At 59.3% G+C, this 22,765-nt stretch carries 19 protein-coding genes; 13 read left to right on the top strand and 6 right to left on the bottom strand.

Features of this window, described 5'->3' with window-relative positions; all coding sequences use genetic code 11:
- Window positions 1-33 precede the first annotated feature (33 nt).
- Window positions 34-1,227 carry a glycosyltransferase family 4 protein gene (locus tag ABIB91_RS30455; protein ID WP_354169978.1) on the bottom strand — a complete coding sequence of 398 codons (1,194 nt, stop codon included), beginning with the start codon at window positions 1,225-1,227 and terminating at the stop codon, window positions 34-36.
- A 251-nt stretch (window positions 1,228-1,478) separates the two neighbouring features.
- On the opposite strand from ABIB91_RS30455, the gene ABIB91_RS30460 reads away from it, so the two are divergent.
- The gene (locus ABIB91_RS30460) at window positions 1,479-2,762 is read left to right on the top strand and encodes a nucleotide sugar dehydrogenase (protein WP_502917024.1); all 1,284 of its coding nucleotides are present in this window, start codon (window positions 1,479-1,481) and stop codon (window positions 2,760-2,762) included.
- Between the two features lie 9 nt (window positions 2,763-2,771).
- On the opposite strand, the gene ABIB91_RS30465 is transcribed toward ABIB91_RS30460, so the two are convergent.
- Window positions 2,772-3,599, bottom strand: coding sequence for a methyltransferase domain-containing protein (locus ABIB91_RS30465; RefSeq protein WP_354169980.1), 828 nt, complete (start codon window positions 3,597-3,599; stop codon window positions 2,772-2,774).
- Window positions 3,600-3,897: 298 nt separating this feature from the next.
- Here ABIB91_RS30465 and ABIB91_RS30470 point away from each other — a divergent pair, with 298 nt between their 5' ends.
- The 5 genes from ABIB91_RS30470 (at window position 3,898) to ABIB91_RS30490 (ending at window position 10,701) form a co-directional block, all read left to right on the top strand.
- The gene (locus tag ABIB91_RS30470) at window positions 3,898-5,037 is read left to right on the top strand and encodes a glycosyltransferase (RefSeq protein WP_354169982.1); all 1,140 of its coding nucleotides are present in this window, start codon (window positions 3,898-3,900) and stop codon (window positions 5,035-5,037) included.
- The gene (asnB, locus tag ABIB91_RS30475; protein WP_354169984.1) at window positions 5,016-6,863 is read left to right on the top strand and encodes an asparagine synthase (glutamine-hydrolyzing); all 1,848 of its coding nucleotides are present in this window, start codon (window positions 5,016-5,018) and stop codon (window positions 6,861-6,863) included. The genes ABIB91_RS30470 and asnB overlap by 22 nt, the downstream gene beginning before the upstream one ends.
- Window positions 6,864-7,116: 253 nt before the next feature.
- On the top strand, window positions 7,117-7,248 hold the full coding sequence (locus ABIB91_RS30480; protein ID WP_354170086.1) for a 50S ribosomal protein L11 methyltransferase: 132 nt from the start codon (window positions 7,117-7,119) through the stop codon (window positions 7,246-7,248).
- A 1,086-nt stretch (window positions 7,249-8,334) separates the two neighbouring features.
- Window positions 8,335-9,711 (top strand): hypothetical protein, encoded by a 1,377-nt coding sequence (locus ABIB91_RS30485; RefSeq protein WP_354169986.1) that lies wholly within the window; start codon window positions 8,335-8,337, stop codon window positions 9,709-9,711.
- 117 nt (window positions 9,712-9,828) lie between these two features.
- Entirely contained in the window at window positions 9,829-10,701 is an 873-nt protein-coding gene (locus tag ABIB91_RS30490; protein WP_354169988.1) for a dTDP-4-dehydrorhamnose reductase family protein, read from the top strand.
- Between the two features lie 151 nt (window positions 10,702-10,852).
- On the opposite strand, the gene ABIB91_RS30495 is transcribed toward ABIB91_RS30490, so the two are convergent.
- Both ABIB91_RS30495 and ABIB91_RS30500 read right to left on the bottom strand, forming a co-directional pair.
- Window positions 10,853-11,203: a hypothetical protein gene (locus ABIB91_RS30495; RefSeq protein WP_354169990.1), complete on the bottom strand. Its 351-nt coding sequence runs from the start codon at window positions 11,201-11,203 to the stop codon at window positions 10,853-10,855.
- Window positions 11,204-11,360: 157 nt separating this feature from the next.
- On the bottom strand, window positions 11,361-12,212 hold the full coding sequence (locus tag ABIB91_RS30500) for a hypothetical protein (protein WP_354169992.1): 852 nt from the start codon (window positions 12,210-12,212) through the stop codon (window positions 11,361-11,363).
- Between the two features lie 807 nt (window positions 12,213-13,019).
- Between ABIB91_RS30500 and ABIB91_RS30505 the strand changes: the two genes are divergently transcribed.
- From ABIB91_RS30505 to ABIB91_RS30530, 6 genes are all read left to right on the top strand, one after another.
- On the top strand, window positions 13,020-14,030 hold the full coding sequence (locus tag ABIB91_RS30505; RefSeq protein WP_354169994.1) for a polysaccharide biosynthesis protein: 1,011 nt from the start codon (window positions 13,020-13,022) through the stop codon (window positions 14,028-14,030).
- A gap of 71 nt (window positions 14,031-14,101) precedes the next feature.
- Window positions 14,102-15,481 (top strand): hypothetical protein, encoded by a 1,380-nt coding sequence (locus ABIB91_RS30510; RefSeq protein WP_354169996.1) that lies wholly within the window; start codon window positions 14,102-14,104, stop codon window positions 15,479-15,481.
- Window positions 15,482-15,692: 211 nt separating this feature from the next.
- Window positions 15,693-16,775, top strand: coding sequence for a non-hydrolyzing UDP-N-acetylglucosamine 2-epimerase (wecB, locus tag ABIB91_RS30515; protein WP_354169998.1), 1,083 nt, complete (start codon window positions 15,693-15,695; stop codon window positions 16,773-16,775).
- A 71-nt stretch (window positions 16,776-16,846) separates the two neighbouring features.
- A complete protein-coding gene (locus tag ABIB91_RS30520; protein WP_354169999.1) occupies window positions 16,847-18,055 on the top strand; it encodes a glycosyltransferase family 4 protein in 1,209 nt (402 codons plus the stop codon).
- A gap of 103 nt (window positions 18,056-18,158) precedes the next feature.
- A complete protein-coding gene (locus ABIB91_RS30525) occupies window positions 18,159-19,106 on the top strand; it encodes an NAD-dependent epimerase/dehydratase family protein (protein ID WP_354170001.1) in 948 nt (315 codons plus the stop codon).
- On the top strand, window positions 19,103-19,663 hold the full coding sequence (locus ABIB91_RS30530) for a sugar transferase (RefSeq protein ID WP_354170003.1): 561 nt from the start codon (window positions 19,103-19,105) through the stop codon (window positions 19,661-19,663). Before ABIB91_RS30525 ends, ABIB91_RS30530 begins: the two co-directional genes overlap by 4 nt.
- A 100-nt stretch (window positions 19,664-19,763) precedes the next feature.
- Here the strand turns inward: ABIB91_RS30530 and ABIB91_RS30535 are convergent, their stop codons facing one another.
- Together ABIB91_RS30535 and ABIB91_RS30540 are read right to left on the bottom strand one after the other, a co-directional pair.
- Window positions 19,764-20,630, bottom strand: a complete 867-nt coding sequence (locus ABIB91_RS30535) for an NAD-dependent epimerase/dehydratase family protein (protein WP_354170005.1) — start codon at window positions 20,628-20,630, stop codon at window positions 19,764-19,766.
- Between the two features lie 53 nt (window positions 20,631-20,683).
- Window positions 20,684-20,950 carry a hypothetical protein gene (locus ABIB91_RS30540; RefSeq protein WP_354170007.1) on the bottom strand — a complete coding sequence of 89 codons (267 nt, stop codon included), beginning with the start codon at window positions 20,948-20,950 and terminating at the stop codon, window positions 20,684-20,686.
- A 525-nt stretch (window positions 20,951-21,475) separates the two neighbouring features.
- On the opposite strand from ABIB91_RS30540, the gene ABIB91_RS30545 reads away from it, so the two are divergent.
- Window positions 21,476-22,666 (top strand): ABC transporter substrate-binding protein, encoded by a 1,191-nt coding sequence (locus ABIB91_RS30545; protein ID WP_354129509.1) that lies wholly within the window; start codon window positions 21,476-21,478, stop codon window positions 22,664-22,666.
- Window positions 22,667-22,765: the final 99 nt, after the last annotated feature.

Here is a 22,765-nt window from a genome sequence, read left to right on the forward strand (position 1 = left end):
TGTCTCTACACTTTCGGCCCGCGTGCCAGGATATCATTTCGCAGAGCTGTTTTGGTGCTCTCGCGCGACCATCGACAGAAAGTCAAATGTCTCCCTCGCGCATCGGGCCCACGAAAATTGCGATGATGCTTCGAAAGCAGCGAGGGCCTTGTCGGCGCGCAATTGCGGCGCCAGAGCTAGCTGCCTTACTGCATCGGCGATACTCACGGGATCCTCCGGATCAAAATACGAGCCGGCATCGCCGAGCACTTCCGGCATCGGGCCGCGATCGGAGCAAGCGATCGGAAGTCCGGCAGCCATGCTCTCAATCAGGATATTGGGCATGTTTTCGCAACTCGACGCGAACACGCACACATCTGCCGCCGCGTAGCACTGGTGGATTTCGCTATAGTCCACAGCGCCCCAATAGCGAACGAACTGGCGTTCGCCGTCCACCCTTTTGATCGCTTCTGTCAGGCGCGGCAGGGTGCTGGGTCGCGCTGAGCCGTACAGATCGAGGCGAATTGGCAGGCCTTCCGCGTGCAAGCGTCCGATCGCCTCCACGACGTTCCACTGGTGTTTGTATTCATCGACGGTGGAGACATAGACGACGCGCAATGGATCCGGTGCCGTCAATTCGGCGGCTGCGCGCTGACAGCGAGGGGGCATGCGAAAGCGGGTGTCGACGCCGTGGGGAATGATCGCGGTTCTCCCTTTCAGGGAACCGGTTGCTTTTGTGACCGCATCGAAGGCATATCGGGTGAGAAAGATGGTTCCATCGGCACGTTTGAACGACGTGCCCTGATTCCAGCGCAGCAGCGCCAACTTCAGCGCGGTCCGTGACAAGCCGAACCGCCTCAGCTCGGTCCATTCGAATGGAAGCATGTTGCGGCTCATGGTCACCACCGGTTTGAATTTAACCACGATTGAGCCGCCGGGCGCGAACAGCAAGTCGATCTTCGCCGCGCTTAATTCCTGAGGCAGGACCAGACGTTGCCACGAAACGCGCCTCGGAAGACTCGCTTCGAGAGCGGCGGAGGTCCGCTTTTCGACCCACGGCCTGTCCTCGACGCGCGCGAGCGTAGCCGCGCTGGCCCACACGAATATCCTTTCGAATCCATGCTCGGCAGGATTGGATTCTCGCAGGAGCTCGACGAGATGAGTGATGCCCCCGCCGATCCGCAGGTTGGATGCATCAATTCCGAGACGAATTGGGCTTTGAGGGCTATCGCGCCTTGTCGGCACCATGTGGCCTTGTCCGCCGTTGCTGCCAAGGGTCGAAACTGGGTGCTTTTATGCTGCTGAGCCCGCCCTTGTAAAGGTGATTCGCGGTTGTGGAGGCCCTCGAGTCCGGCTGTAGCACCTAGTTCCGGCGGTGGCGAAAGATGACAAAGCGGGATGATGCTTTCCTCGATTTCCGTACGGCAGGGATTGCATTGACTGAGGCGGTGTGCGCCGCTACCTAGAAAATCCATGAAGCGGCCGCCACAGGTGCGAGATTGCAACGCATAATTCGGAAAGTTGGGGTCGTCGGTCTGGGCTACGTCGGACTGCCCGTCGCGATCGCCTTCGCGAAAGCAGGCGCATTGGCCATCGGTTACGACATCGACGGCACCAGGGTAGAGGAACTGCGGCGCCATTTCGACCGCACGCTGGAAGCAAGCGGATCCGATTTGCGCGCAGCCGACATGAAAGTCAGCACCGATGCGGCTGAGCTGAACGCGGCCGACTTTTTCATCGTGACGGTGCCTACGCCGATCGATGCGGCCAACCAGCCGGATATGTCGATTGTGTTCTCGGCTTCGCGGACGGTCGGAAAGGCGTTGAAGAGAGGCGACATCGTCGTCTACGAGTCCACCGTTTATCCCGGCGCCACCGAGGAGGATTGCATTCCGATCCTCGAGCGCGAGTCCGGACTGAAGTGCGGCGTCGACTTTCACGTCGGCTACAGTCCGGAGCGGATCAATCCCGGAGATCGTCAGCACCGCCTCGAAAGCATCGTCAAGGTCGTCTCGGGACAGGATGCGAGGACGCTCGACATTGTCGCCGACGTCTACGGCTCAGTGGTCACCGCGGGAATTCACAGGGCGCCCTCGATCAAGGTCGCCGAGGCGGCAAAGGTCATCGAAAATACCCAGCGCGATCTCAACATCGCGCTCATCAATGAACTGGCGCTGATCTTCCGCCTGCTTGATATCGACACATCGGATGTCCTTGCTGCGGCAGGCACGAAGTGGAATTTTCTCAAGTTCACGCCCGGCTTGGTGGGCGGCCATTGCATCGGCGTCGACCCGTATTACCTGACTCATCGCGCCGAGCGTGCCGGCTACCACCCGCAAGTCATTCTGGCGGGAAGGCGCGTCAACGATCAGATGGGCGCGTGGGTGGCGCGCGAATGCGTCAAGTATTTGCTCGCTAACGGGAGCGGAAAGACCGTCGTCATTCTGGGCATCACATTCAAGGAGAATGTGCCGGATATTCGCAATTCCAAGGTGGCGAGCATCTTCTCGGAGTTGCGATCGTACGGCGTCGACGTCCACATCGCGGACCCCCTGGCAAAGTCGGCGGAGTGCAAGCACGAATATCGAATAGAGCTCGAGCCGATCGCGAATCTTCCGCCGGCGGACGCGGTCATCTTGGCGGTGAGCCACGACGACTATAGACAGGGCGGCTGGCCGCTCCTGATCGAGCGCCTGAAGGGTGGAAGGGGTCTCGTGATGGACCTGAAAGCCATCCTTGATCGCAGCGCGACTCCTGCGGATGTGCAACTCTGGCGCATGTAAGCAAAGAGTCTAGACGGGGTTCGCGGGCCTTCGGCCGCGACCCACGATGCCGTTTGGTCCGTACTCGACAGCGACATCAGCGAAACCAGCCTTGTCGAACCATCTCCTGACCTCCGCAAGCGTCTGGGGGTGGTCATGCGCGGGAGAATACATGTCGAACGTATCGAGCACGGCCCACCGCAAGGACAGGTCCGGCGAAAGATTGAGTTTGGGATAGTGCACGATCGGCAACAGGCGAAGGCCGAACTGCCCGAGGATGCGATAAAGAAACTCGGAAATAGGAAGAAGAACCGGCGTGGCACGTTCGATGAGTCCGTACAGCTTCTCGCCCTTCATCCGCTTGGTGATTGGCCGCAACAGATACTTCCAGGAGAGCAGCGAACGGAGCCTTGCCGCGTAGACGTCAATCACGAGTTCCCCACCGGGGCGAACGCAGTTGGCAAGGGCCGAGAACGACTCCGCCGGGTCAGGCGTATGCTGGATGACTCCAAGGCAAATCACCTTGTCCATTGAACGCGGGCGAACAGGAAGGTTCAGCAGGCTCGCTTGGACAAGCAGCAAATTCGCATTGTCGCCGTTGTTTCGATAGTTGGCGTCCACCGCTGAGGACAGGTCGCATGAGATGACTGTCGCCGCAGTCGTGACCAGGACTTCGGTAAAGCGGCCGGCTCCGGAACCAGCCTCCAGGATTGTTTGTCCAGACAGGTCGGCCGGCCACTTGGTCGTCTCAAACAACCGGTTGCGCGATATCGGCTTCCCGCAAACGCTGTCGAGTTGCGTCCGGGCATGAACATTCCATTGGAAGCCGAACGACTGGGCGTAGCTGTCGTCGGGCACAAAGCGCGGCACCCCGCGCATGACTTGAAAGGCGGCGCCGCAATTTGTGCACAGAAGGTGCTCATCCCGTGCTGCGAGGCCCCCCTTCCTGCAGGAAGGGCAGACGAGGAGCCCAAGTCTGGACCGGATTTTGTCGCTGATCGTCATATCTGTGGCAACTGTTCTAAACTATGGATGCAAACGACTAGGGATGCTATGGACATCGACGATCCGCGTCCCACAAGCGCCTTTCGTTGAGCGGTGCTAAAATTCTTTTCACTGGGTGTCCAGACCATTCGATGAAAGTCCATTCCAGCCGATGACCGTGAACTCGGCCGCACCTGGCAAACTGGCGCGTTTGACCGTTCTTCATTTCATCCCGACGCTGGAGGGCGGCGGGGCGGAGCGGCAGCTGAGCCTGCTGGCCACAGAACAGGTGAGGCGTGGGTTTGATGTCCACGTGGCTGTTCGCCGGGGTGGGGAGCATGCCCAGCGCATGAGGGATGGCGGGGTGAAGTTCCACGAATTGGGTGATATTCGCAGCGTCAGGCCGCGGCTCTTCATGGCGATGAGGCGCGTCGTCGGCAAAATCAGGCCCGACATCGTGCAAACTTGGCTGCCTCAGATGGACATTCTGGGTGGAGTTCTCGCCCTTGCAAGCCGGATACCCTGGATTCTTTCCGAGCGAACGTCTGGCAACTACTACAAGCAAATTCCGGCGATAGCCCGCCTGCGACTCTTACTTGGCCGATTTGCATCGGCGGTAATCTCCAATTCCGAGGGAGGTACGAGATACTGGCGACAGGCCGCACCTCGGTCCCTTAAGTTGGCCACCATACGGAACGCCGTGGACATTGAGCGCATTCAGGGCGTCCTCACGCAGGTCGCACGGGAGCCCTCTCCAAATCCTCTGCTGTTGGTCGTCGGGCGGTTCAGTCATGAAAAAGCACATGAAACGATCGTCCGATCGCTGATCCCTGTTTGCGGAGAAAGATCGGTGGATGTTCTCATGATCGGCGAGGGAAGCGAGCGTTCCAGGATCGAGAGTGAAATCGAGACGGCGTCGTTATCCAAGCGCGTCATGCTCCTGCCATACCAGTCAGACTGGTGGCGATGGCTGAAGGTCGCTGATGGTTTGATCAGCATGAGCCGATATGAGGGAAATCCCAACGTCGTCTTGGAGGCGATGGCTGGCGGTTGTCCGGTGATCTTGAGCGATATATCTGCGCACCGTGAAATTGCAGATTCCTCATTCGCGATCTTTGTGCCGGTCGACGATGTGCCGGCACTCTCGGCCTCGATTTCGGCTCTTCTCGCGGACAAGGATGCCGCCTCGCGGCGGGCCGAAAAGGCGTTGGACCGAACCAAATCCATGAGCGTCGGTGCGATGGCCGATGCATACGAGGCTGTGTACGAAGAAGCGCTGGGTAGGGAATTATGTGCGGCATCATTGGCGTAGCTTCACGACGCCCGCTTGCCAGTCGAGAATGGCTTGATGCCGGCTGCGCAGCGATGGCGCATCGCGGCCCTGACGACGGTGGTTCCTGGTGGTCTGCGAAGGGAAACGTGGGGCTCGCTCAGCGCCGGCTCGCGATCATTGATTTGTCACCGGGCGGTCATCAGCCCATGCATTACGCGGCGAACCGCCTCACCATCGTATTCAACGGTGAGATCTATAATTATCTGGATCTGCGCGATCTACTTCGATCGAAAGGGCACAAGTTCACGACCCAGTCCGATACGGAAGTCGTTCTTGCGGCTTATTCGGAATGGGGCACCGATTGTCTTTCGCATCTCAATGGCATGTTTGCCCTCGCGCTGTACGATGACGACAAGAAGCGGTTGTTCCTCGCCCGGGATCGCGCCGGTGAAAAGCCGATGTTCTATGCGGTCAAGGACTCGGAACTCCGTTTTGCGTCTGAGCTCAAGGGACTCATGGCAGATCCTGGGTTCAGCCGCACGATCGATCCGGTCGCGCTCGATTGCTACCTGATGATGGGATACGTACCGGGAGGCGCTTGCATCCTACAGGGGGTGCACAAGCTGTCGCCTGCTCATGCGCTGACATTCAGCCTGGAGGATGGCGAAACCAAAGTCTGGCGTTACTGGAGCCTGCCGCCGGCGCCGGAGTTTGACGCAAATGACGACCAAGCGCTGGTCGACGAGCTTGAAGCTCTTTTGGCAGACTCGGTGCGACGCCAACTCGTCGCGGACGTGCCGGTCGGCGTTCTCCTGAGCGGGGGCGTCGACTCCAGCCTTGTCACTGCGATGGCGGTGCGAGCCTCGCCGCATGTCAAGACGTTCACGGTCGGCTTTAAGGGGCACGGTCGATATGACGAGGCTCAATATGCGAGGCTCGTCGCGGACCATTTCGGGACGGACCACATCGAGCTCTATGCCGGCGATGCCACGCCCGATATCCTGCCTATGCTTGCGCGGCAATACGATGAACCCCTGTTCGACTCGTCGATGATTCCGACGTTCCTGGTCAGTCGGCTCGTGCGCCAGCATTGCACGGTGGCGCTGGGTGGTGACGGCGGCGATGAACTCTTCGGTGGCTACGAGGAGTACCGGCGAGTTCTATTCCTGGAAGAGAAAGTCGGGCCGATCCCGCTGGCGCTCCGCAAGATGGCCGCAACAGCCGGTGACGCTCTCTTGCCTACCGGCTTTCGGGGCAGAAACTGGATCAAGGCGCTTGGCGTCGACTTCAAGGCCGATCTACCATCCGTCGCCAGTCACTTTGCCGCCAGCGAACGTCGTGCGTTGATGGGACCTCTCTGGGATACGCCAGCTGATGACATCCGAGCTGCGCGTGTTCCCATCGCGCGGGATCTTCTGCAACGCAATACGCGAATGGATTTTGAAAACTACTTGCCGGAAGACATCCTGGTGAAGGTCGATCGCGCCAGCATGCTGGCGTCGCTCGAGATGAGGGCGCCTTTTCTTGACTTGCGAATTGCGGAGTTTGCGTTCGGACGGGTCCCAACCCGATTGAAGTCCAGTTCCACTGAGCGCAAGATACTGCTCAAGCGCCTGTGCAAGAAAATTCTGCCGCCGCAGTTTGACGCCGATCGGAAGCAGGGATTTTCCATTCCGTTGCCGGAATGGCTGAAGGCAGGTCCCTGGCGCAGCTTCGTCTCCGACGTCCTGCTCGATCCCAATAGCATCTTTGACAAGCGTGCCGTCTCCGCCCTGATTGAGGGGCATGGAGGAAAACGGAACAATGCTGAACGGCTGTTCGGGCTCACCGTCTTCGAGCTTTGGCGGCGAGAATACGGCATTTGACGCCTCACGTGCCGATTGGCAATAAGCCTGTGTGATTCAAGCCCAAGCGGTCATTCGCCACGGTACACTTGGCGTGTATACTGGCAACCCTGTCCCCAACAACCATGACTCTTAGGGATCGAGAAGCCCATTTTGAGTTTGGCGCCAATTGGCGTGACTACGCCAAGACGATCGACCAGGCTCGAATTGATCTGGCAATTGCCGGCCTTGAAAAGCTGTTCCCAGAGGGAGTCGCGGGCAAGACCGTTCTGGTATCGGGTGTGGCTCGGGGATGCACGCCCTGGCGGCACTCTCGCTGGGCGCGGCCTCGGTGTTGGCCGTCGATTCTCGACGAGAATTCTGTGAGTACAACGCGGGAACTCCTGAACCGGTATGCTCCCGATAAGAATGGGAGACGAAGATTTGTTCCGTCTTTGGCACCTCCTCCGACGCGACCGGGACATTCGATATTGTCTATAGTTGGGGCGTGCTGCACCACACCGGAGATATGTGGCAAGCGCCGAGAAGGCGCGGCGCTCGTTAGGCCAGGCGGGCAGTTCGCGCTAGCAATTTATGCAAAGACGCCGCTCGCCTTTGCCTAGAAGATCGAGAAACGGCTCTACGCGTCCTCGCCGGCGGCCATCCACTGGATACTTCGACAGCTCTTCTTTGCCGTTCTGGTGGCGGCGAAAAGTTGCGCGGCAAGAATCCCCTTGCAATCTTCCGCGACCCCCTTACCCGCGGAATGACCTGTCCCACGACGTGCACGACTGGTTCGGCGGCTATCCCTATGAGACGCAGCGCAGAAGAACTCGATTGTAGAATAACAGGCCTTGGATTTGCCTGTTGCGATCCTTCTTCCTGATGCTATCCGTCTATGGGAACCGGTTGCCACAGTTCGTCTTCAAAAAGCTGGTCGCGTAGGTCCCACCCGGCTGGAATAGCCTTACTCGGAAATCATCGCATGCGACCGTGGAGCAGACAGAGAAAGTTGATTGCTGGCCTAGCCGGTGCCGCGATCTATTTCGCGGCCGCCATTTACCTGAAAACGTCTTACGTTCCCATGCCGAAACCGCCCGGTGGCGCGACTGGGTTGGAGGGACGGTTCGAAAGGTTTGGGGGATCCGCTTTCGCCTATGTGGCGCGAGTTCCATTCGAGGAGTTTGCTGACTCGGATACTGACAGCGGCCGGTCTCCGATCATCCTATTAGAGAACGATCGTGCCTTGGGCCCGGCTCACAGTTCGCACCCCGACATCGGCGCAATCGGTCGAGGGCGCTTCTCCCACTGGAAAGGAATTGGAATTGTTTTCTCTACCAGCGACAATAGCAATCCGAATTACAATGGTAGACGGTATTCAATTGTGCAACCACAACGTTTGACTGGCCGGGATCCTCGCTAATGCACAATCGGGCCGAGCGGATAGTTTCGCATTTTGATGTATTGCCATATCGGTGGGCGATCTGAGATGCTGACAGGACGGTAGGTTTTTATGCCTCAATTCGCTTGGATGGCGTTCATTTGTGCGGCTCTATCGGCTTTCGCCTTTTTCACTTTCGCCAAACGAGATTTCGACTTTCTCACGATTGCTTACGTCGGTGCGATGTTTTACTTCGCGCCCCTTTTTTGGGGGCGAGTGCAACAGTCATCACCGGAGCTCACGTCGACAATTCAGCCGGCGGTTTACTGGATTGCGACAGCTTACGTGCTTGGGCTGGTCTTGGCCGGCGCCGCATTACGGTCATTCAACGATAGCGACGATATTGAGGCGACAAGTCGACCCGCGCTTCGCTCGTCAGTTTGCTATCTAATCCTCGCGGTCATCGGTCTCCTTGGTTCGCTGATATCGACCAATGGTGCCATCATCACCGCCGACAAGGTCCAAGCGCTCAACCAGGTTGGATACTTTTACGTCTTGTTCGAGGTCGCCGCGAGTTTGTCCTGCGTCGCCGCCGCGGTCGAACGGCGGTGGCAGGTGGTTGCTGGGAGCGCCGTCTTGTTGTCGATCGATCTTCTGGTCGGGTTTCGGGTGTTCGTCATCCTCACATGGATAGGTGTCGTGCTTGTTCGGTTGATGTCTTTCGGGCGCATTCGACTCTATTCAAGAATCGCGACCTACGGGGTCGCCGCCGTTGCGTTGGTGGCGTGCATGCTTCTTGTCCATTCTGTGCGTTTTGCGATCTTTGACGAGATCGCGGCGATCAAGGGTACCCCTCCTTCCGAGAGGATAACCAAAGCATCGGAGATGCGCGGGGATATAGTTCAGTTCGGCCAGGCGGCGGCGCAACCTGGCGAAAAGAGTGACGAATCGATCAAATCGACGATGCAGAAGTGGCTGTCGATTCCCCTTGGCTTGTTCGAGCAGTCCGAACCTTTCGTGATCCAAGCGACGCTTGTCGGTACGGTCCAAACGAACCTCTCGTGCAGTGCGTCGAACATTTTCAAGTCAATCTACCTGTTGGCGCCGCCAGGCCTAGTGCGATACTTGCCCAGTGCCTCATTTCCCCCAACGTTCTATGACGAATATAAGCCGATCCTGTACCCCAACCTCACGTATGGTACCGGAGGAAATATTTGGGCCGAGATGCTTTGCCGTTTCGGCTATGGTGGAGTTGCGATCTTCTGCGTTCTGCTGATCCTCACGTTAGTCGGGTTGCACAGGCTCTTGCTGAGTTGCCCTCCCGCGGCTATCGCGCCTGTTGTCTTCGGAGGCGTTGTGATCGCTTTTTACATTCATCGCAACGATCTTCACTACACGTTGGTAATGCTGAGACAGACCGCAATCGTATTCGTTCTTGCGTGCGGCCTTTCGGTCGTAGGCACCAGAATCCAGCGATCCTTGAGAGGAGAGGCCGGCGCCCGCGCTTGACGGCAGGACGCGCGCCTGATTGAACTGGCGCTCCTCGATTTGCCAAGTGAGGGAAGCTTCTCCGCCCGTCGGTCGCAGGCAGTACGGAAGCGCCCTGGATTGGAGCGGCAAAGGCCGATGACTGACAGCGAGCGCAAGAGAATCCTGGTCCTGGGCGCAACCGGCATGCTCGGTCATGCGGTGCTTCGGTATTTTGTGGAGCGAGGCGAGCACTTGGTGGTGGGATCAGTTAGGTCGCAGTCGCGCTCGCGCCAGCTTCCGTCCGCTTTGCAGCGGTGTGTGGTGAGTGGAATTGACGTCGAGAGCTTCGATAGTCTCAGCTTGGCATTCGCCGATGTTCGTCCGGACATCGTGATCAACTGTATCGGGCTCATCAAGCAACGGGCGGAGGCAGAGGACGTCCTTTCCGCGCTGCCGATCAACTCGCTGCTGCCGCACCGACTGGCGCGGCTTTGCGCGATCCAGGGCGCTCGCCTCATCCATGTCAGCACCGATTGCGTGTTCTCCGGCGGCAAGGGAATGTACAGCGAAGACGATATCTCGGATGCGCGGGATCTGTACGGGCGAAGCAAATTTCTCGGTGAGGTCGATTACCCGCACGCTGTCACGCTTCGTACGTCAATCATCGGCCGTGAGCTCGATGGCGCTCACGGGCTCGTTGAATGGTTTCTGTCGCAGGACGCGCGCATCTGCGGTTACACAAAGGCCGTATTCTCTGGTCTGACAACCGTGGAGCTCGCGCGCGTGATGCACGATTGCGTCATTCCCCACGCGGAATTGAGGGGCGTCTATCATGTGTCTGTCGACGCGATCGACAAATTCACGTTGCTCCAACGGGTGGCCGAAGCGTACGGGAAGGTCATAGAGATCACGCCGGATGATAAGGTCGCGATCGACCGTTCGCTGGATTCGACGCGGTTCAGGCGGGCCACCGGTTACAGCCCGCCCTCGTGGTCGGAGCTGGTTGCTGGAATGAAGGAATTTGGCTGATCGGCAGGCCGTCCGTCCGCGATCGGCCCAATGGCCATGCCTCTCAATGAAGCGTCATCCGATGCAGCGCGTATTTCTGCTCTCGAAAACCAGTTGCCAATCAGGCGGAATGGCTCTGGTTCCGGTTACTACCGCGTAAAATGAGCCGTAGCTACGTGGGACCGATGCGCGTTGCGAGGCAAGGCTGCCGTCGAGCACGGCCTTGTTCGTCCCCAATACCTGTTTTGAGTTTGCGATGGTCCCGCCGCAATTCGAAATTGGTGTAATAGGACGACAGGTATATCTGTCGCTGTCCCGAATACGCGAAAGTGTTCGAGCCCCCAAGAACATGTTCGGTCTTATCAACCTGGTCGGTGAAGATCAGGGCGTCCTTTGGAGTGCGTTCGCGCACGGCCGACCAAATCTCCTTCAGCGCCGGCGTGAGTGACTCGGCCTGCGTGAACTGCCAGCCGAGTCGACGATGATTGATCCGCGAGACTCCGATCAGGCCAAGAACCGTCACGACGAGGTTGTCGCTGCAACCGAGCTAGGTGTTCGCAAGGTCAGCTTCGGACCTGCTATGTCAAGGTCCGGTGCATTGAGCAGAGCGGTCAGCACCGCGCCGCCAAGGCACACGATTCAAATCAAACCGCTAGACGGCCCCGCTATTTCTCCGAGGATCAGCGCCGGCAAGGATAGGATAAAGGGCTGCCAGGCCGAGCATTCGCTGATGAATGGAAGTGGATCGCTGCGAAACCAAGATCAGGCCGAGCACGATGGAGACGCATACGAAATTGATCTGAAAATAGCCATGAGAAGGCGAGGAACGTCAGCAAACCAAGAGTGAGAGACAGAGCGACTGGCCAATCCGCAATCATCCACGCGAGCACCATCATGAGCTCCCCTCCGGCGTCCCGGCTCGCGAAATACCAATGCGGTGTACGATAGCTCTCGGCTCCAATAGCTGCGTCGGCCGGGAAAATGGCAGAAACTGCGCCAATGAAAGCCGTATAGACGCTGAAATCGCGATCGTCGCAAACACAGCGAGCTTGCTGCGAATGGAAGCGCGCGAATTTGTCACCAAATGCCGGCGGAGCCGGGCGGAACGAGGACCGCAGCGCTGGTGACCTGGAGAGGAGCGATTCAACCAAGCCGGCCAGCATTGCGGCAATACTCCAGCCAAACGCATTTGGGCTGCGTTCGGCCATCCACCAGACGGCAACCGTCAAAGGCGGAACAAAGACCATCGGAATACTTTCCGCGAGGCTGACGGGAAAGGCCGGGATCAGCACCTGCGCGAGGCTGCTGCGCGGGTCTCGCAGTAAGAGCCGTGTGACGTCAGCACCCGCCGCCCAGATGCCGCACGATGTCACGCAGCCGAGCAATGCATGCTGCGGATTCTGGGGGACCAGTGCGGCATCTTTCGGCGGACCGTCTTTCGCGACGACTATCGCGCCCGGCCAAAAGCTGATAGTCCTGCAAGTCCGGAACAAGATCGCGAAGGCCGCATCTGCCAACGCGAGGAAACTCAAGAGTGCAGGCTTGAGGCTAGGATTGCGCTTGACGGGAGTCGTGATCGTGTAGGTTCGACCGTTGGAGCGTGGATCGGATCCGTCGCTGGCCGAAAAGATGAGTGTCCCGTCCCATTGCGAAACCTGCCGCCGGCCTGCGTCCGAATATCAGCGCGCACTGAATGCCGCGGTCCGAGCGCTCGGCCGCTCTCGAATAACATGAGCCTCGAGGCATCCGGCGTTGCGGCCCTCTCCGTCGGACGGACATAAAATCGGCCTGTGCCGGCAACAGGCACCGTTTGATAGGCCTTCCCGATCTCCGGGTCGATCTGATTAGTCGCGATCGAAAACGACATGTCGGCATAAGCCAGAAAAGCCAGCAGAATCCCAGGTTTCCAAGGAACGGTACGATTAATCCTGACAGGAATGGCCGCGGCATTCCCGCGGCGAGCCATCTGAATGGTCCTCCCGCGGCCGCGCGGGAAATCCTCTTTTCCGCTATGCATCACGTTTTGTCCCGATTTTCCACGAGGCCTATTTGATCTGGGCTCGGGAACTGGAATATAGGTTGATGGCGCGAATGGGATCCGGTCACGGCCCGGTGGCAGCAATGGAGTTTTTTGCCGATCGTGTGGCCGATATGCTATTGGCGGGCCACGGTGACCTTCGCGGCAGTGGGGGCTTTGTTCGAAGTCAGGTCGGAGAGCGTCCTCTGTGGAGGAGGTCACTTCCTGCGTGTGTGTTCGAGAGTTGGCCGGCTTGTTCAATGTGTCTGGGCGGTCGTGACGGTCTGACATTTTGTGGCGGTTTTGTTGTGACGAGGATATGATGTTTGCGAACAAGATTGTGGTGATCACCGGCGGCACCGGATCGTTCGGGCAGCATATTTTGAGAGGCTTTCTCGACACGGACGTCGCCGAAATACGCATCTTCAGTCGCGACGAGAAGAAGCAGGAGGAAATGCGGTCTGCCTACAACAATGCCAAGCTGAAGTTCTATATTGGCGACGTTCGTGCATACGATGGCATTTACCAGGCTCTCAAAGGAGCGCACTACGTCTTTCATGCAGCCGCGCTGAAACAGGTGCCGTCCTGCGAATTCTATCCCCTCGAGGCGGTTCGGACGAACGTCCTTGGGACAGAGAACGTCATGAGTGCGGCGATAGCGAGCGGTGTCGAGAAGGTCGTCGTGTTGAGCACCGACAAGGCCGTCTATCCGATCAATGCGATGGGGCAGACCAAAGCGCTGATGGAGAAGGTCATGATTGCCAAATCGCGCAACCTGACGTCGAGCGAGACGTTGTTGTGCGCTACCCGCTACGGCAACGTGATGGCCTCGCGCGGTTCGGTCGTTCCTCTGTTCGTCGGACAGATCAAGGCTGGCAAGCCGATTACGATCACCGATCCCAACATGACGCGTTTCATGATGTCGCTCGACGACTCTGTGGCTCTCGTTCTGCATGCCTATGCCCACGGTCGTCAGGGTGATGTTTTCGTGCAAAAGGCGCCCGCTGCGACCGTCGCAGATCTGGCACAGGCGTTGAAGGAGATCTTCAATTCCGATTCTCCCGTCCAGGTGATCGGAACGCGCCACGGAGAAAAGCTCTACGAGTCCCTCGTTTCGCGCGAGGAGATGGCGCGCGTAGAGGATATGGTGCAATATTATCGTATTCCCGCGGACAACCGCGATCTCAACTACGCGATGTATTTCACCCGTGGTCAGGAGGAGATCGCAAGTCTCGATGACTACACGTCCCACAACACCGAGCGGCTGAGCGTGAGCGAGTTGAAGCAATTGCTGCTCAAGCTCGATTTCATCCAGCAGCATCTGAGCGCGTGAACGCCGGCTAGGTGCGGAGCGATGCGCAGTGGATGTTGGGACGGCTCATCTCTGGATGCAACTCGTTCTCAATGAACAGGATACCCCAGGCAGCTGATGGATCGCGGCGGTTTTCCGAGGGCGCCCGGCTGTGCCTGACGATTTGCTCCCATATTGCGATCTTCAGTGTGACATTAGTTCTGGTCGCAAGATATGACCGCTTGGTTGGACCGGACGTTCGCGCCGCCTACTTGTTCTATCCCCCGATCTTTCACATCTTCTACGATGCCGATCAGTTGCACGTCGTCGCCTTCGTGATTGCGGTCTTTGCTTGCCTTTCCTGGCTGTTCGCGACAGCGCGTTTCAGCTTCGGCTATTTCGCCGGCTTCTACTTCTACACGATGATCTTTGGCTATCTTTGGCTAAATTCTTTCTCCGATCTCGAGTACAATCATAAATTGGCGGGACTTTCCGCGGCGGTTTCGCTCATCACTTTTCTGCTGCCTGCATTGTTCATATCGGCTCCGTTACGCCAGCGGTTCAAACTATCGATGCTGGCGTTCGACCGGATGTTGACACTCATTCTGCTGCTTAGTATTGGGATCGCTGCGGTCGGCGCCATCTACAATTTCCGGGTCGTTGCACTCCCGGATATCTATCGATTTCGGGAGCAGATGTCGGCGCCGACGATCGTGAATTATCTCGTTACGATAGTTTCCAGTGTGCTGCTGCCATTCGCATTTGCCGGCTTCGTCGCGCGCAGGGCGTATTGGCTGGCCTTTGCGGTGTTGCTGGTCCTTCTGGCCCTTTATCCAATCACCTTGACCAAATTGGCGTTCTTTGCGCCGCTCTGGCTCCTTCTCATGTTGCTGCTTGCAAGGCTTCTTGAGGCCAGGGTCGTCGTCATCTTGTCGCTGCTTGTCCCCATGCTTGTGGGAGTGATCCTGTTGCTGGCGCTGGGATCAAAAGCGGCGTTCTTCTTCTACATAGTTGATTTTCGACAGATCACGATTCCGGCTCTCGCCCTGGATGTCTACAACGACTTCTTTTCCTGGCACGATCTCACCCACTTCTGCCAAATCACGGTCTTGAAGCCGCTGATGCGCTGTCCGTATCAGGGGCAACTGTCCGTTCTCCTTGAAGAGCAGTACCGGCTGGGGAACTACAACGCGTCGTTGTTTGCGACGGAAGGTATCGCATCGGTTGGACCGCTTTGGGCTCCGGTGGTGACCTTCGCATGCGGTCTCGTTTTTGCTCTTGGAAATCGGTTGTCTGCCGGATTGCCGGCCGACTTCATCTTGGTTTCCGCCGCAATCCTTCCGCAAATTTTGCTCAACGTACCGCTGTCGACAGCTATGGTCAGTCACGGCATGGGATTGCTTTTCCTGCTTTGGTATCTTACGCCGCGAGCAATGTCTGGGACAGGCCGCCCGGCTTCTGCGATGGGGACTGACGCGCCGACGTCGTTCTAGGACACGCCGAGGAGCGGGTCTCGGAACACGAAGAACGACGGCGAGACCATGAGGCGAGCTCGCGAGCCGGCGGGAATCGCCCCGCCAAGGCGTGCGCCCGCGTTGCTGATCCGCGGACTCGTCCTGATGGGGCCTATTTGCCCTCGAGACCTGGCGTGATAAAGACGCCGCAGGCGGTGGCCCCTCAAAGGATTAATCTGGAAATAATACCATGAAGGTAATGTCCATTTTCGGCACGCGCCCTGAAATGATCAAGATGTGGGGGACGCTGAAGAAGCTCGACGAGCTGAATTTCGACCATATCATGGTGCATACGGGGCAGAACTTCACGCCCGAGCTCCGCGACTTCTTCTTCAACGACCTGAAGCTGCGCAGGCCGGACTACGAGCTGGAAATAGACACGTCTGGCTACGCGCCGGAAGTGGCCGACGTGATTCGCAAGTCGGACGCCCTGATGGAGAAGGTCAAGCCGGATGCCCTCGTTACACTCGGGGACACCTACAGCGGGCTTAGTGTGCTACCGGCAGCTCATCGGGGCATCAAGATTTTCCACATGGAGGCGGGATTGCGGGCTTGGGACAGTCGAATGCCGGAGCAGCGCAACCGAATTTTGATCGACCATCTCAGCAACGTCCTGCTGCCCTACAACCGCTATCACCGCGAGAACCTACTGCGTGAAGGCATACATCCGTCGAAGGTAATCATGACGGGCAATCCGACATTTGAGGTCATGCGTGCGTTTGCGCCCGAGATTGATCGTAGCGATGTCTTGAAGCGTTTGGGGCTCGAGCCAAAAAATTACATTCTGGTGACGGCGCATCGCAGCGAGAACGTCGACAATCGCGAAAACCTGCAAATCATCTTCACGGCGCTCGGCGTCCTCAATCAGCGCCTGAAGCGCGAGATCATCTTTCCGATGCATCCGCGCACGACCAGTAAGCTGAAGGGGATAGAGGTCCCATCGAACATACGTATCATGCGTCCGCTCGGCTTCTACGATTTCAACCAATTGCTCAAGGAATCCTACTGCGTGCTGTCCGATTCCGGTACGGCCGCGGAGGAGGGGCTGTTCTACAAGGTCCCAAATGTCAGCCTTCGCATGGCGACCGAGCGCATGGAGACGCTGGAGAGCGGAGCGACCATCGTCTCGGGCATGGAGGCAGAGAATATCGTTGAGGCGGTGACGCTGGCGACGAGTTTGCCATGGAGTGCGCGTTACGAGCTCGAAGAAGACTATTCACCGTCCTCGGTCGTGGTAAACGCGATTCGCACCAAGATCACGAATTTCTTCTAGATCTTGTGGAAGGCGGGTTGTCCGGCTGAAGTCCCGGATCTCATCCAAAGCTTAGAAAACGGCCGGCGGCTTTGCAGATCGCTCTCATCTCGACCGACTATCCACCGCTACGAACTTCTGCGGCGGTGCAGTTGCGCGACCTCGCGCAGCAAATCGCCGGGCTCGGTCATCATCCGGTGGTCATCGTTCCATCCCCCATGTCGGGCAAGCCATGGATGCTCGAGCGGATGGACGGTATTGAGGTGCTGCGGCTCGCGGCGCCCCCGACTCGCTCACCATCCTTCGCGCGGCGGGCGATCGCCGAGATGTGGCTTCCGTTTGCAATGCTTCGCAGCATGCGTCGCAGCCCCTTTGCTTCCGCGAAATGGGACTTGTTGGTGTGGTATTCGCCACCGGTCTTTTTCGGCCCTCTGGTCGCCGTGCTGCGACGCAAGTGCCGAGCCAAGACCTACCTGATCCTGCGCGATATCTTCCCGGAATGGGCCCTCGACCTGGGGTTGATCAACAGGGGGCCGGTCTTCTTCCTGTTCAAGGCCGTGGCCGCCATTCAGTACGCAATCGCCGACGTCATTGGAGTGCAAACGCCGTCCAACCTCGCCTACCTCTCGAGTTGGGCGAGCCCGTCGCGCCGCATCGAGGTTTTGCACAACTGGCTCAGGATTACGCCTGACATCGGCTGCAGCATCGCGCTAGAGAAGACGGCTCTCGCTGGCCGAAAGATTTTCGTCTACATCGGCAACATGGGCGTCGCTCAAGGCCTCGACATTTTTCTCGAGCTTATCGAGCGCTCGCTTGACCGAACCGACATCGGGTTTGTCTTCGTGGGCCGTGGCTCCGAATTTGCCCGCCTCCAGCAGGAGAAGGCATCGCGGGGCCTGAAGAACACGCTATTCTTCGACGAGATCGATTCTTGCGAAATTCCAGGTCTTCTTGCGCAATGCCATGTTGGCCTGGTCGCGCTCCATCGGGACCACAAAACGCACAATATTCCCGGCAAGTTTGTTTCGTATGTTCAGTATGGCGTTCCTGTACTGGCACGTGTAAACGCCGGTACGGATCTGCAACGATTGATTGAAGACGAACAGGTGGGCAAAGTATATGTGGGTGATTCCGTGAGCGAACTCAAACGGTTGGCCGTAGAGCTTGTGGATGACGCGGGCCAGCTGCGTGCCATGGCCGAGCGTGGACGGAAACTCGGCCGCTCAATGTTCTCTCCGATCGCGGCGGCCCGTCAAATTGTTGCTTCGGCAGAGGCTGCGTCGGCAACCCCCGGGGAATGACCGACACAAGGAGCGAGGTCGGGAACAGGCTCACGTGCAATGGAATGGAACTTTATCATCGGGTGGGATGTTCCGCTCCTGCAATCTAGGCATAAATGAGGGAATGGCCTTGCGGATCCTGGTGACCGGCTCCTCGGGATTTATCGGATCGGCCGTGGCGTCCGCGCTCGCAAACGCCGGCCACGTCGTGCGAGGCGCCTCGCGCAGGCGCAGCGCGCCTCTGGACGCAGCCGGCGTCGAATGGATGGAACTGCCGGATCTCGAGAGCACTGTCGACTGGTCCCCGCTGCTCGACAGCATCGATACCGTCATTCATCTTGCCGCCATTGCCCATCGCAGCCACATCGACAGCGGGCAGTATGCCCGGGCCAATCGGCTTGCGACCGCGAATCTGGTGCAGGCCTGCGCTCGGCATCAAATCAAGCACCTGATTTTCATGTCCTCGATCAGTGCCCAGGCGGGCTCTGCGGCGGACCACGTCATCACCGAGCAGGACGAGCCGTGGCCGATCACGGCCTATGATCGGGCGAAACTCGCCGCCGAAGAGGAAATTCGTCGCGCCGGCGTGCCGTTCACGATTCTGCGGCCGGTCATCGTCTACGGACCCGGGGCGAAGGCGAATATCGCCATGATGATCCGCATCGCGGCACTGCCCGTGCCACTCCCGTTTGGCTCCTTCAAGAACCGCCGGTCGCTGTTGTCCATCGACAATCTGGTGCAGGCGGTGATGGTCTGCCTCGACAATCCCCAGGCGATCAACCGGACGTTCATCGTCTGCGATCCGGAGCCGATCACGCTTGCGGATATGATCGCGACGTTGCGGGAGGCGGCGGGCCGCCCGCCCAACCTGATCCCGGTCCCGCCGCTGGCGGTGCGGGCCCTGGTGATTGCTGCGGGACGACATTCGCTATGGGATCGCATCGGCCGGGAACTCGTGGCAAGCTCGGCGGACCTTCAGAAGGTCGGATGGTGTCCCCGCGTGGCGACGCGAGAGGGTCTGCGCGCGATGATCCAGGCGGCCATCTCGCAGTCGCAGGGTTCGTCGCGATGAAACGAATGCTCGATGTTGCGGCGGGGGCACTCCTCCTCCTGGCGCTCTGGCCGATCCTCCTTCTGGTTGCTCTCGCCATCCGGCTGGAGAGCAAAGGGCCGGCGATCTACAAGCAAATCCGCGTTGGAAAGGACGGGCGTGAGTTCACCTGCTACAAATTCCGGACGATGTTCACGGGCACGGCTGATCTTCCGACCCATCAGGTCGCAGCATCCGCGGTCACCCCGCTCGGTGACTATCTGCGGCGCTTCAAGATCGACGAGCTGCCGCAGCTCTTCAACGTGATTTCGGGCCGCATGAGTCTGGTCGGCCCACGCCCCTCTTTGCCTTCGCAGGTTGAGCTCGTCCAGGCGCGGCGGCAGCTGGGTGTGCTCGGCGTGCGCCCCGGCATCACCGGGCTTGCCCAGGTCAGCGGCGTCGACATGTCGGACGCGGAGCGCCTCGCCGAGCTTGACGCGCGATATGTGCACGACCAGAGCCTCGCGGGCGATCTCAAATTGATCTGGGCGACCTTGCGCGGGCAGGGGGTCGGCGTGGATCAGGTCGTGCGGACCTGACAACGCGCTCGGTTGGTTATTGTTCGAGCATGATCTCCTCGCGAACGCGTTCCGCGTTTGTGGCGAGGGAAAACCCCTGCACACTTTTCCGGGTCATGCTCTAATCAAATACCGGGCGGAAGCTTCGCGGCTTCCAGCCGAAGTCCCGGGCGGCCGGCGTGGCATCGAACGTCATGTCCTTCATCATGCGCAGGCCCATGGCGACATTCGCGGTCGGATACAATGGCCTCGCCGTCCTGAAGGCCACGCGCCACAGCCAGGGTGGGACTGAAACCAGCCGCCGCGGGCGCCGCATTCCGTCGAACAGGCGGCCGATCATTTCGCGATAGGACAGTGTCTCGGCACCGGGGAGTGCGTAGAACTTGTTGGCGGCGGCCGGGCAGCCGGCCGCGGCGATGGCACCGATGGCGAGATCCTCGGCATGAACCGGCTGGCGCAGGCCCGGCGCGCCGCCGACCAGCGGCATGAACCCGAAGCGACGGATCAGCCGCGATAGCGGCGTGATGTTCGTATCGCGGCCCTCGGCGTAGATGAGGGTCGGGCGCAGGATGGTCCAGCCGATGCCCCGCTGTGCGCAGAGCGCGGCGATGGTTTGCTCGGCCCCGATCAGCTTGCGGATTATTTCGCGCTCTTCGGCGATCTCGGTATCCTGCTTGGTGAGCACGCTGGTTGAGCTGAATGCCACGACGCGCCTGATGGACCGTGTGAGGATCAGTGGCAGCGCGTCAGCCAGCAGGATGGCGTCAGTGGTGCAGTAGAGCGTATCGAATGGTGCAAAGGTCAGCGTATCCGGCTGCTGAAGATCGCCCCGGATCCACGTCACCCCGGCGCTCGTGCGCGGCGATCGCGACAGCGCGAGCACGTTCTCGCCGCGGCGGACCAGGTGCTCGACGATGTAGCCGCCGACCAGTCCGCTGCCGCCGATAACAAGACGCGTCCCGAGCTGATGTGTCGTCTCGTCGTCCATGCGCCCCGCCCAGCCAGATCGAACTCATGGTGCCCGTGATTGTAGAAGCAATGCTAGCGCACTGGGTCAAGCTTGCTCTGCTCCAGTTTGGCCGCCTCGCGCTCGGCAGCCGGCATCAGGCGTCTGCGCTCGCGCTCCTTCATCCACGCGTCGTATTCCGGCGTGCCCGCCCGCGGCGGGGCATCCGCCGGCAAGCCGCCGGCCCATTGCGGGACGTAGTCGCCCATGCCGGACGAGAGCTTTTCGTTGACGGTGCCGCAGCCGGACAGGCTCGCCGAGAGCGCGAGGAGGATCAGGAGGGCACGTAAAGATCTGGGCATTGTACGGAGGGCGCGAGGTCAGTCGTGTTGGACGCCAGGTAGGCTGTCGCCGGGAGAGTAGCCTTCAACAAGGTAAAATAGACTTATTCGAGACCGGTAATATGATACCATACAGTGCCGACTCTCGCCCTGCGGATGTTCAAATTTCTGCAAACAAAAGACGAAATCCTCCATCCACCCGGGTGGCAGCGTTTCTAGACTGCAGCAAGGGCTCGCGGCAAAGGCGCTCGATCCGAGATGGGGCTTTTTTGTTGACAAGTCCATTTTGTTTGTACAATCGTACAAAATATAGCAATCATGTTCACGATGCCCGGGTTACCCGGTCGTGACCCGATATCGCATCTGCCGTCGGCAATCGGAACGCTCGGCTTGCGCCGAATGGTCGCCAAACGTCCGATTGACAATAAGGGCGCGAAAGACGCCATGTGGCGCACGGCATCACGCGTGCGTGAGCTAAACTTAAGGCAAGGATCGGGCACTCGGTCCAGCGCACAAGAGATCAGGAATGAAGGGGAGGGACATCTGATGTTCGAACGCAAACAACTGTCTCGTAGGACTGTTTGGGCTGCAGCAGCTGCCGCCATCGCGGGCCTTGCGGCCATCGCACCGGCCAAGGCCGAGGATAGCGTCAAGGTCGGTCTGATCCTGCCGATGACCGGCGGCCAGGCCTCGACCGGCAAGCAGATCGAGAACGCGATCAAGCTCTACATGCAGCAGAAGGGCGACACCGTCGCCGGCAAGAAAATCGAGATCATCCTCAAGGACGATGCTGCGATTCCCGACAAGACCAAGACCGCCGCGCAGGAGTTGATCGTCAACGACAAGGTCAATTTCATCGCCGGCTTCGGCGTGACCCCGGCCGCGCTCGCGGCGGCGCCGCTGGCCACGCAAGCCAAGATCCCGGAGGTCGTGATGGCGGCCGGCACCTCGATCATCACCGAGCGCTCGCCCTATATCGTGCGCACCAGCTTCACGCTGGCGCAGTCCTCCACCATCATCGCGGACTGGGCGGTGAAAAACGGCATCAAGAAGGTGGCGACGCTGACCTCGGACTACGCGCCGGGCAATGACGCGCTCAACTTCTTCAAGCAGAACTTCACCGCCGGTGGCGGCGAGGTGGTCGAAGAGGTGAAGACGCCGCTCGCCAATCCCGATTTCGCACCGTTCCTCCAGCGCATGAAGGACGCCAAGCCCGACGCCATCTTCGTGTTCGTGCCGGCCGGCCAGGGCGGCAACTTCATGAAGCAGTATGCCGAACGCGGGCTCGACAAGGCCGGCATTAAGGTGATCGGACCGGGCGATGTGACCGACGACGACCTCCTCAACAACATGGGCGACGCCGTGCTGGGCACGGTCACCGCGCACCTCTATTCGGCGGCGCATCCCTCGCAGATGAACAAGGATTTCGTCGCGGCCTATAAGAAGGCCTACGGAAACCGGCCGGGCTTCATGGCGGTGAGCGGCTATGACGGCATTCACCTGATCTACGAAGCGTTGAAGAAGACCAATGGCGACACCGACGGCACCAAGCTCGTCGAAGCCATGAAAGGCCAGAAGTGGGAGAGCCCGCGCGGCCCGATCTCGATCGACCCCGAGACCCGCGACATCGTGCAGAACATCTACATCCGGAAGGTCGAGAAGGTTGACGGCGAGCTCTACAACGTCGAGTTCGCGACCTTCGAGGCCGTCAAGGATCTCGGCAAGACCAAGAAGTGACGCGCGAAAGCGCGTCATCCCCAAGCGCGCATTAGCGCATCGGGGATCTCGCCCGCCACTCTCGTCATGCCCGGGCTGACCCGGGCATCCACGCGAGAG

The sequence above is a fragment of the Bradyrhizobium sp. JR4.3 genome (genome assembly GCF_040547695.1).
GTDB classification, from domain to species: domain Bacteria; phylum Pseudomonadota; class Alphaproteobacteria; order Rhizobiales; family Xanthobacteraceae; genus Bradyrhizobium; species Bradyrhizobium canariense.

Excerpts from the sequence above, each read along its gene's own strand:
- ABIB91_RS30470 (WP_354169982.1), top strand. The coding sequence starts at position 3,898 with ATGACCGTGAACTCGGCCGCACCTGGCAAACTGGCGCGTTTGACCGTT.
- ABIB91_RS30510 (WP_354169996.1), top strand. The coding sequence starts at position 14,102 with ATGAACAGGATACCCCAGGCAGCTGATGGATCGCGGCGGTTTTCCGAG.
- ABIB91_RS30455 (WP_354169978.1), bottom strand. The coding sequence starts at position 1,227 with ATGGTGCCGACAAGGCGCGATAGCCCTCAAAGCCCAATTCGTCTCGGA.
- ABIB91_RS30485 (WP_354169986.1), top strand. The coding sequence starts at position 8,335 with ATGCCTCAATTCGCTTGGATGGCGTTCATTTGTGCGGCTCTATCGGCT.
- ABIB91_RS30490 (WP_354169988.1), top strand. The coding sequence starts at position 9,829 with ATGACTGACAGCGAGCGCAAGAGAATCCTGGTCCTGGGCGCAACCGGC.
- ABIB91_RS30530 (WP_354170003.1), top strand. The coding sequence starts at position 19,103 with ATGAAACGAATGCTCGATGTTGCGGCGGGGGCACTCCTCCTCCTGGCG.
- asnB (WP_354169984.1), top strand. The coding sequence starts at position 5,016 with ATGTGCGGCATCATTGGCGTAGCTTCACGACGCCCGCTTGCCAGTCGA.
- ABIB91_RS30535 (WP_354170005.1), bottom strand. The coding sequence starts at position 20,630 with ATGGACGACGAGACGACACATCAGCTCGGGACGCGTCTTGTTATCGGC.
- ABIB91_RS30525 (WP_354170001.1), top strand. The coding sequence starts at position 18,159 with ATGGCCTTGCGGATCCTGGTGACCGGCTCCTCGGGATTTATCGGATCG.
- wecB (WP_354169998.1), top strand. The coding sequence starts at position 15,693 with ATGAAGGTAATGTCCATTTTCGGCACGCGCCCTGAAATGATCAAGATG.
- ABIB91_RS30540 (WP_354170007.1), bottom strand. The coding sequence starts at position 20,950 with ATGCCCAGATCTTTACGTGCCCTCCTGATCCTCCTCGCGCTCTCGGCG.
- ABIB91_RS30545 (WP_354129509.1), top strand. The coding sequence starts at position 21,476 with ATGTTCGAACGCAAACAACTGTCTCGTAGGACTGTTTGGGCTGCAGCA.
- ABIB91_RS30505 (WP_354169994.1), top strand. The coding sequence starts at position 13,020 with ATGTTTGCGAACAAGATTGTGGTGATCACCGGCGGCACCGGATCGTTC.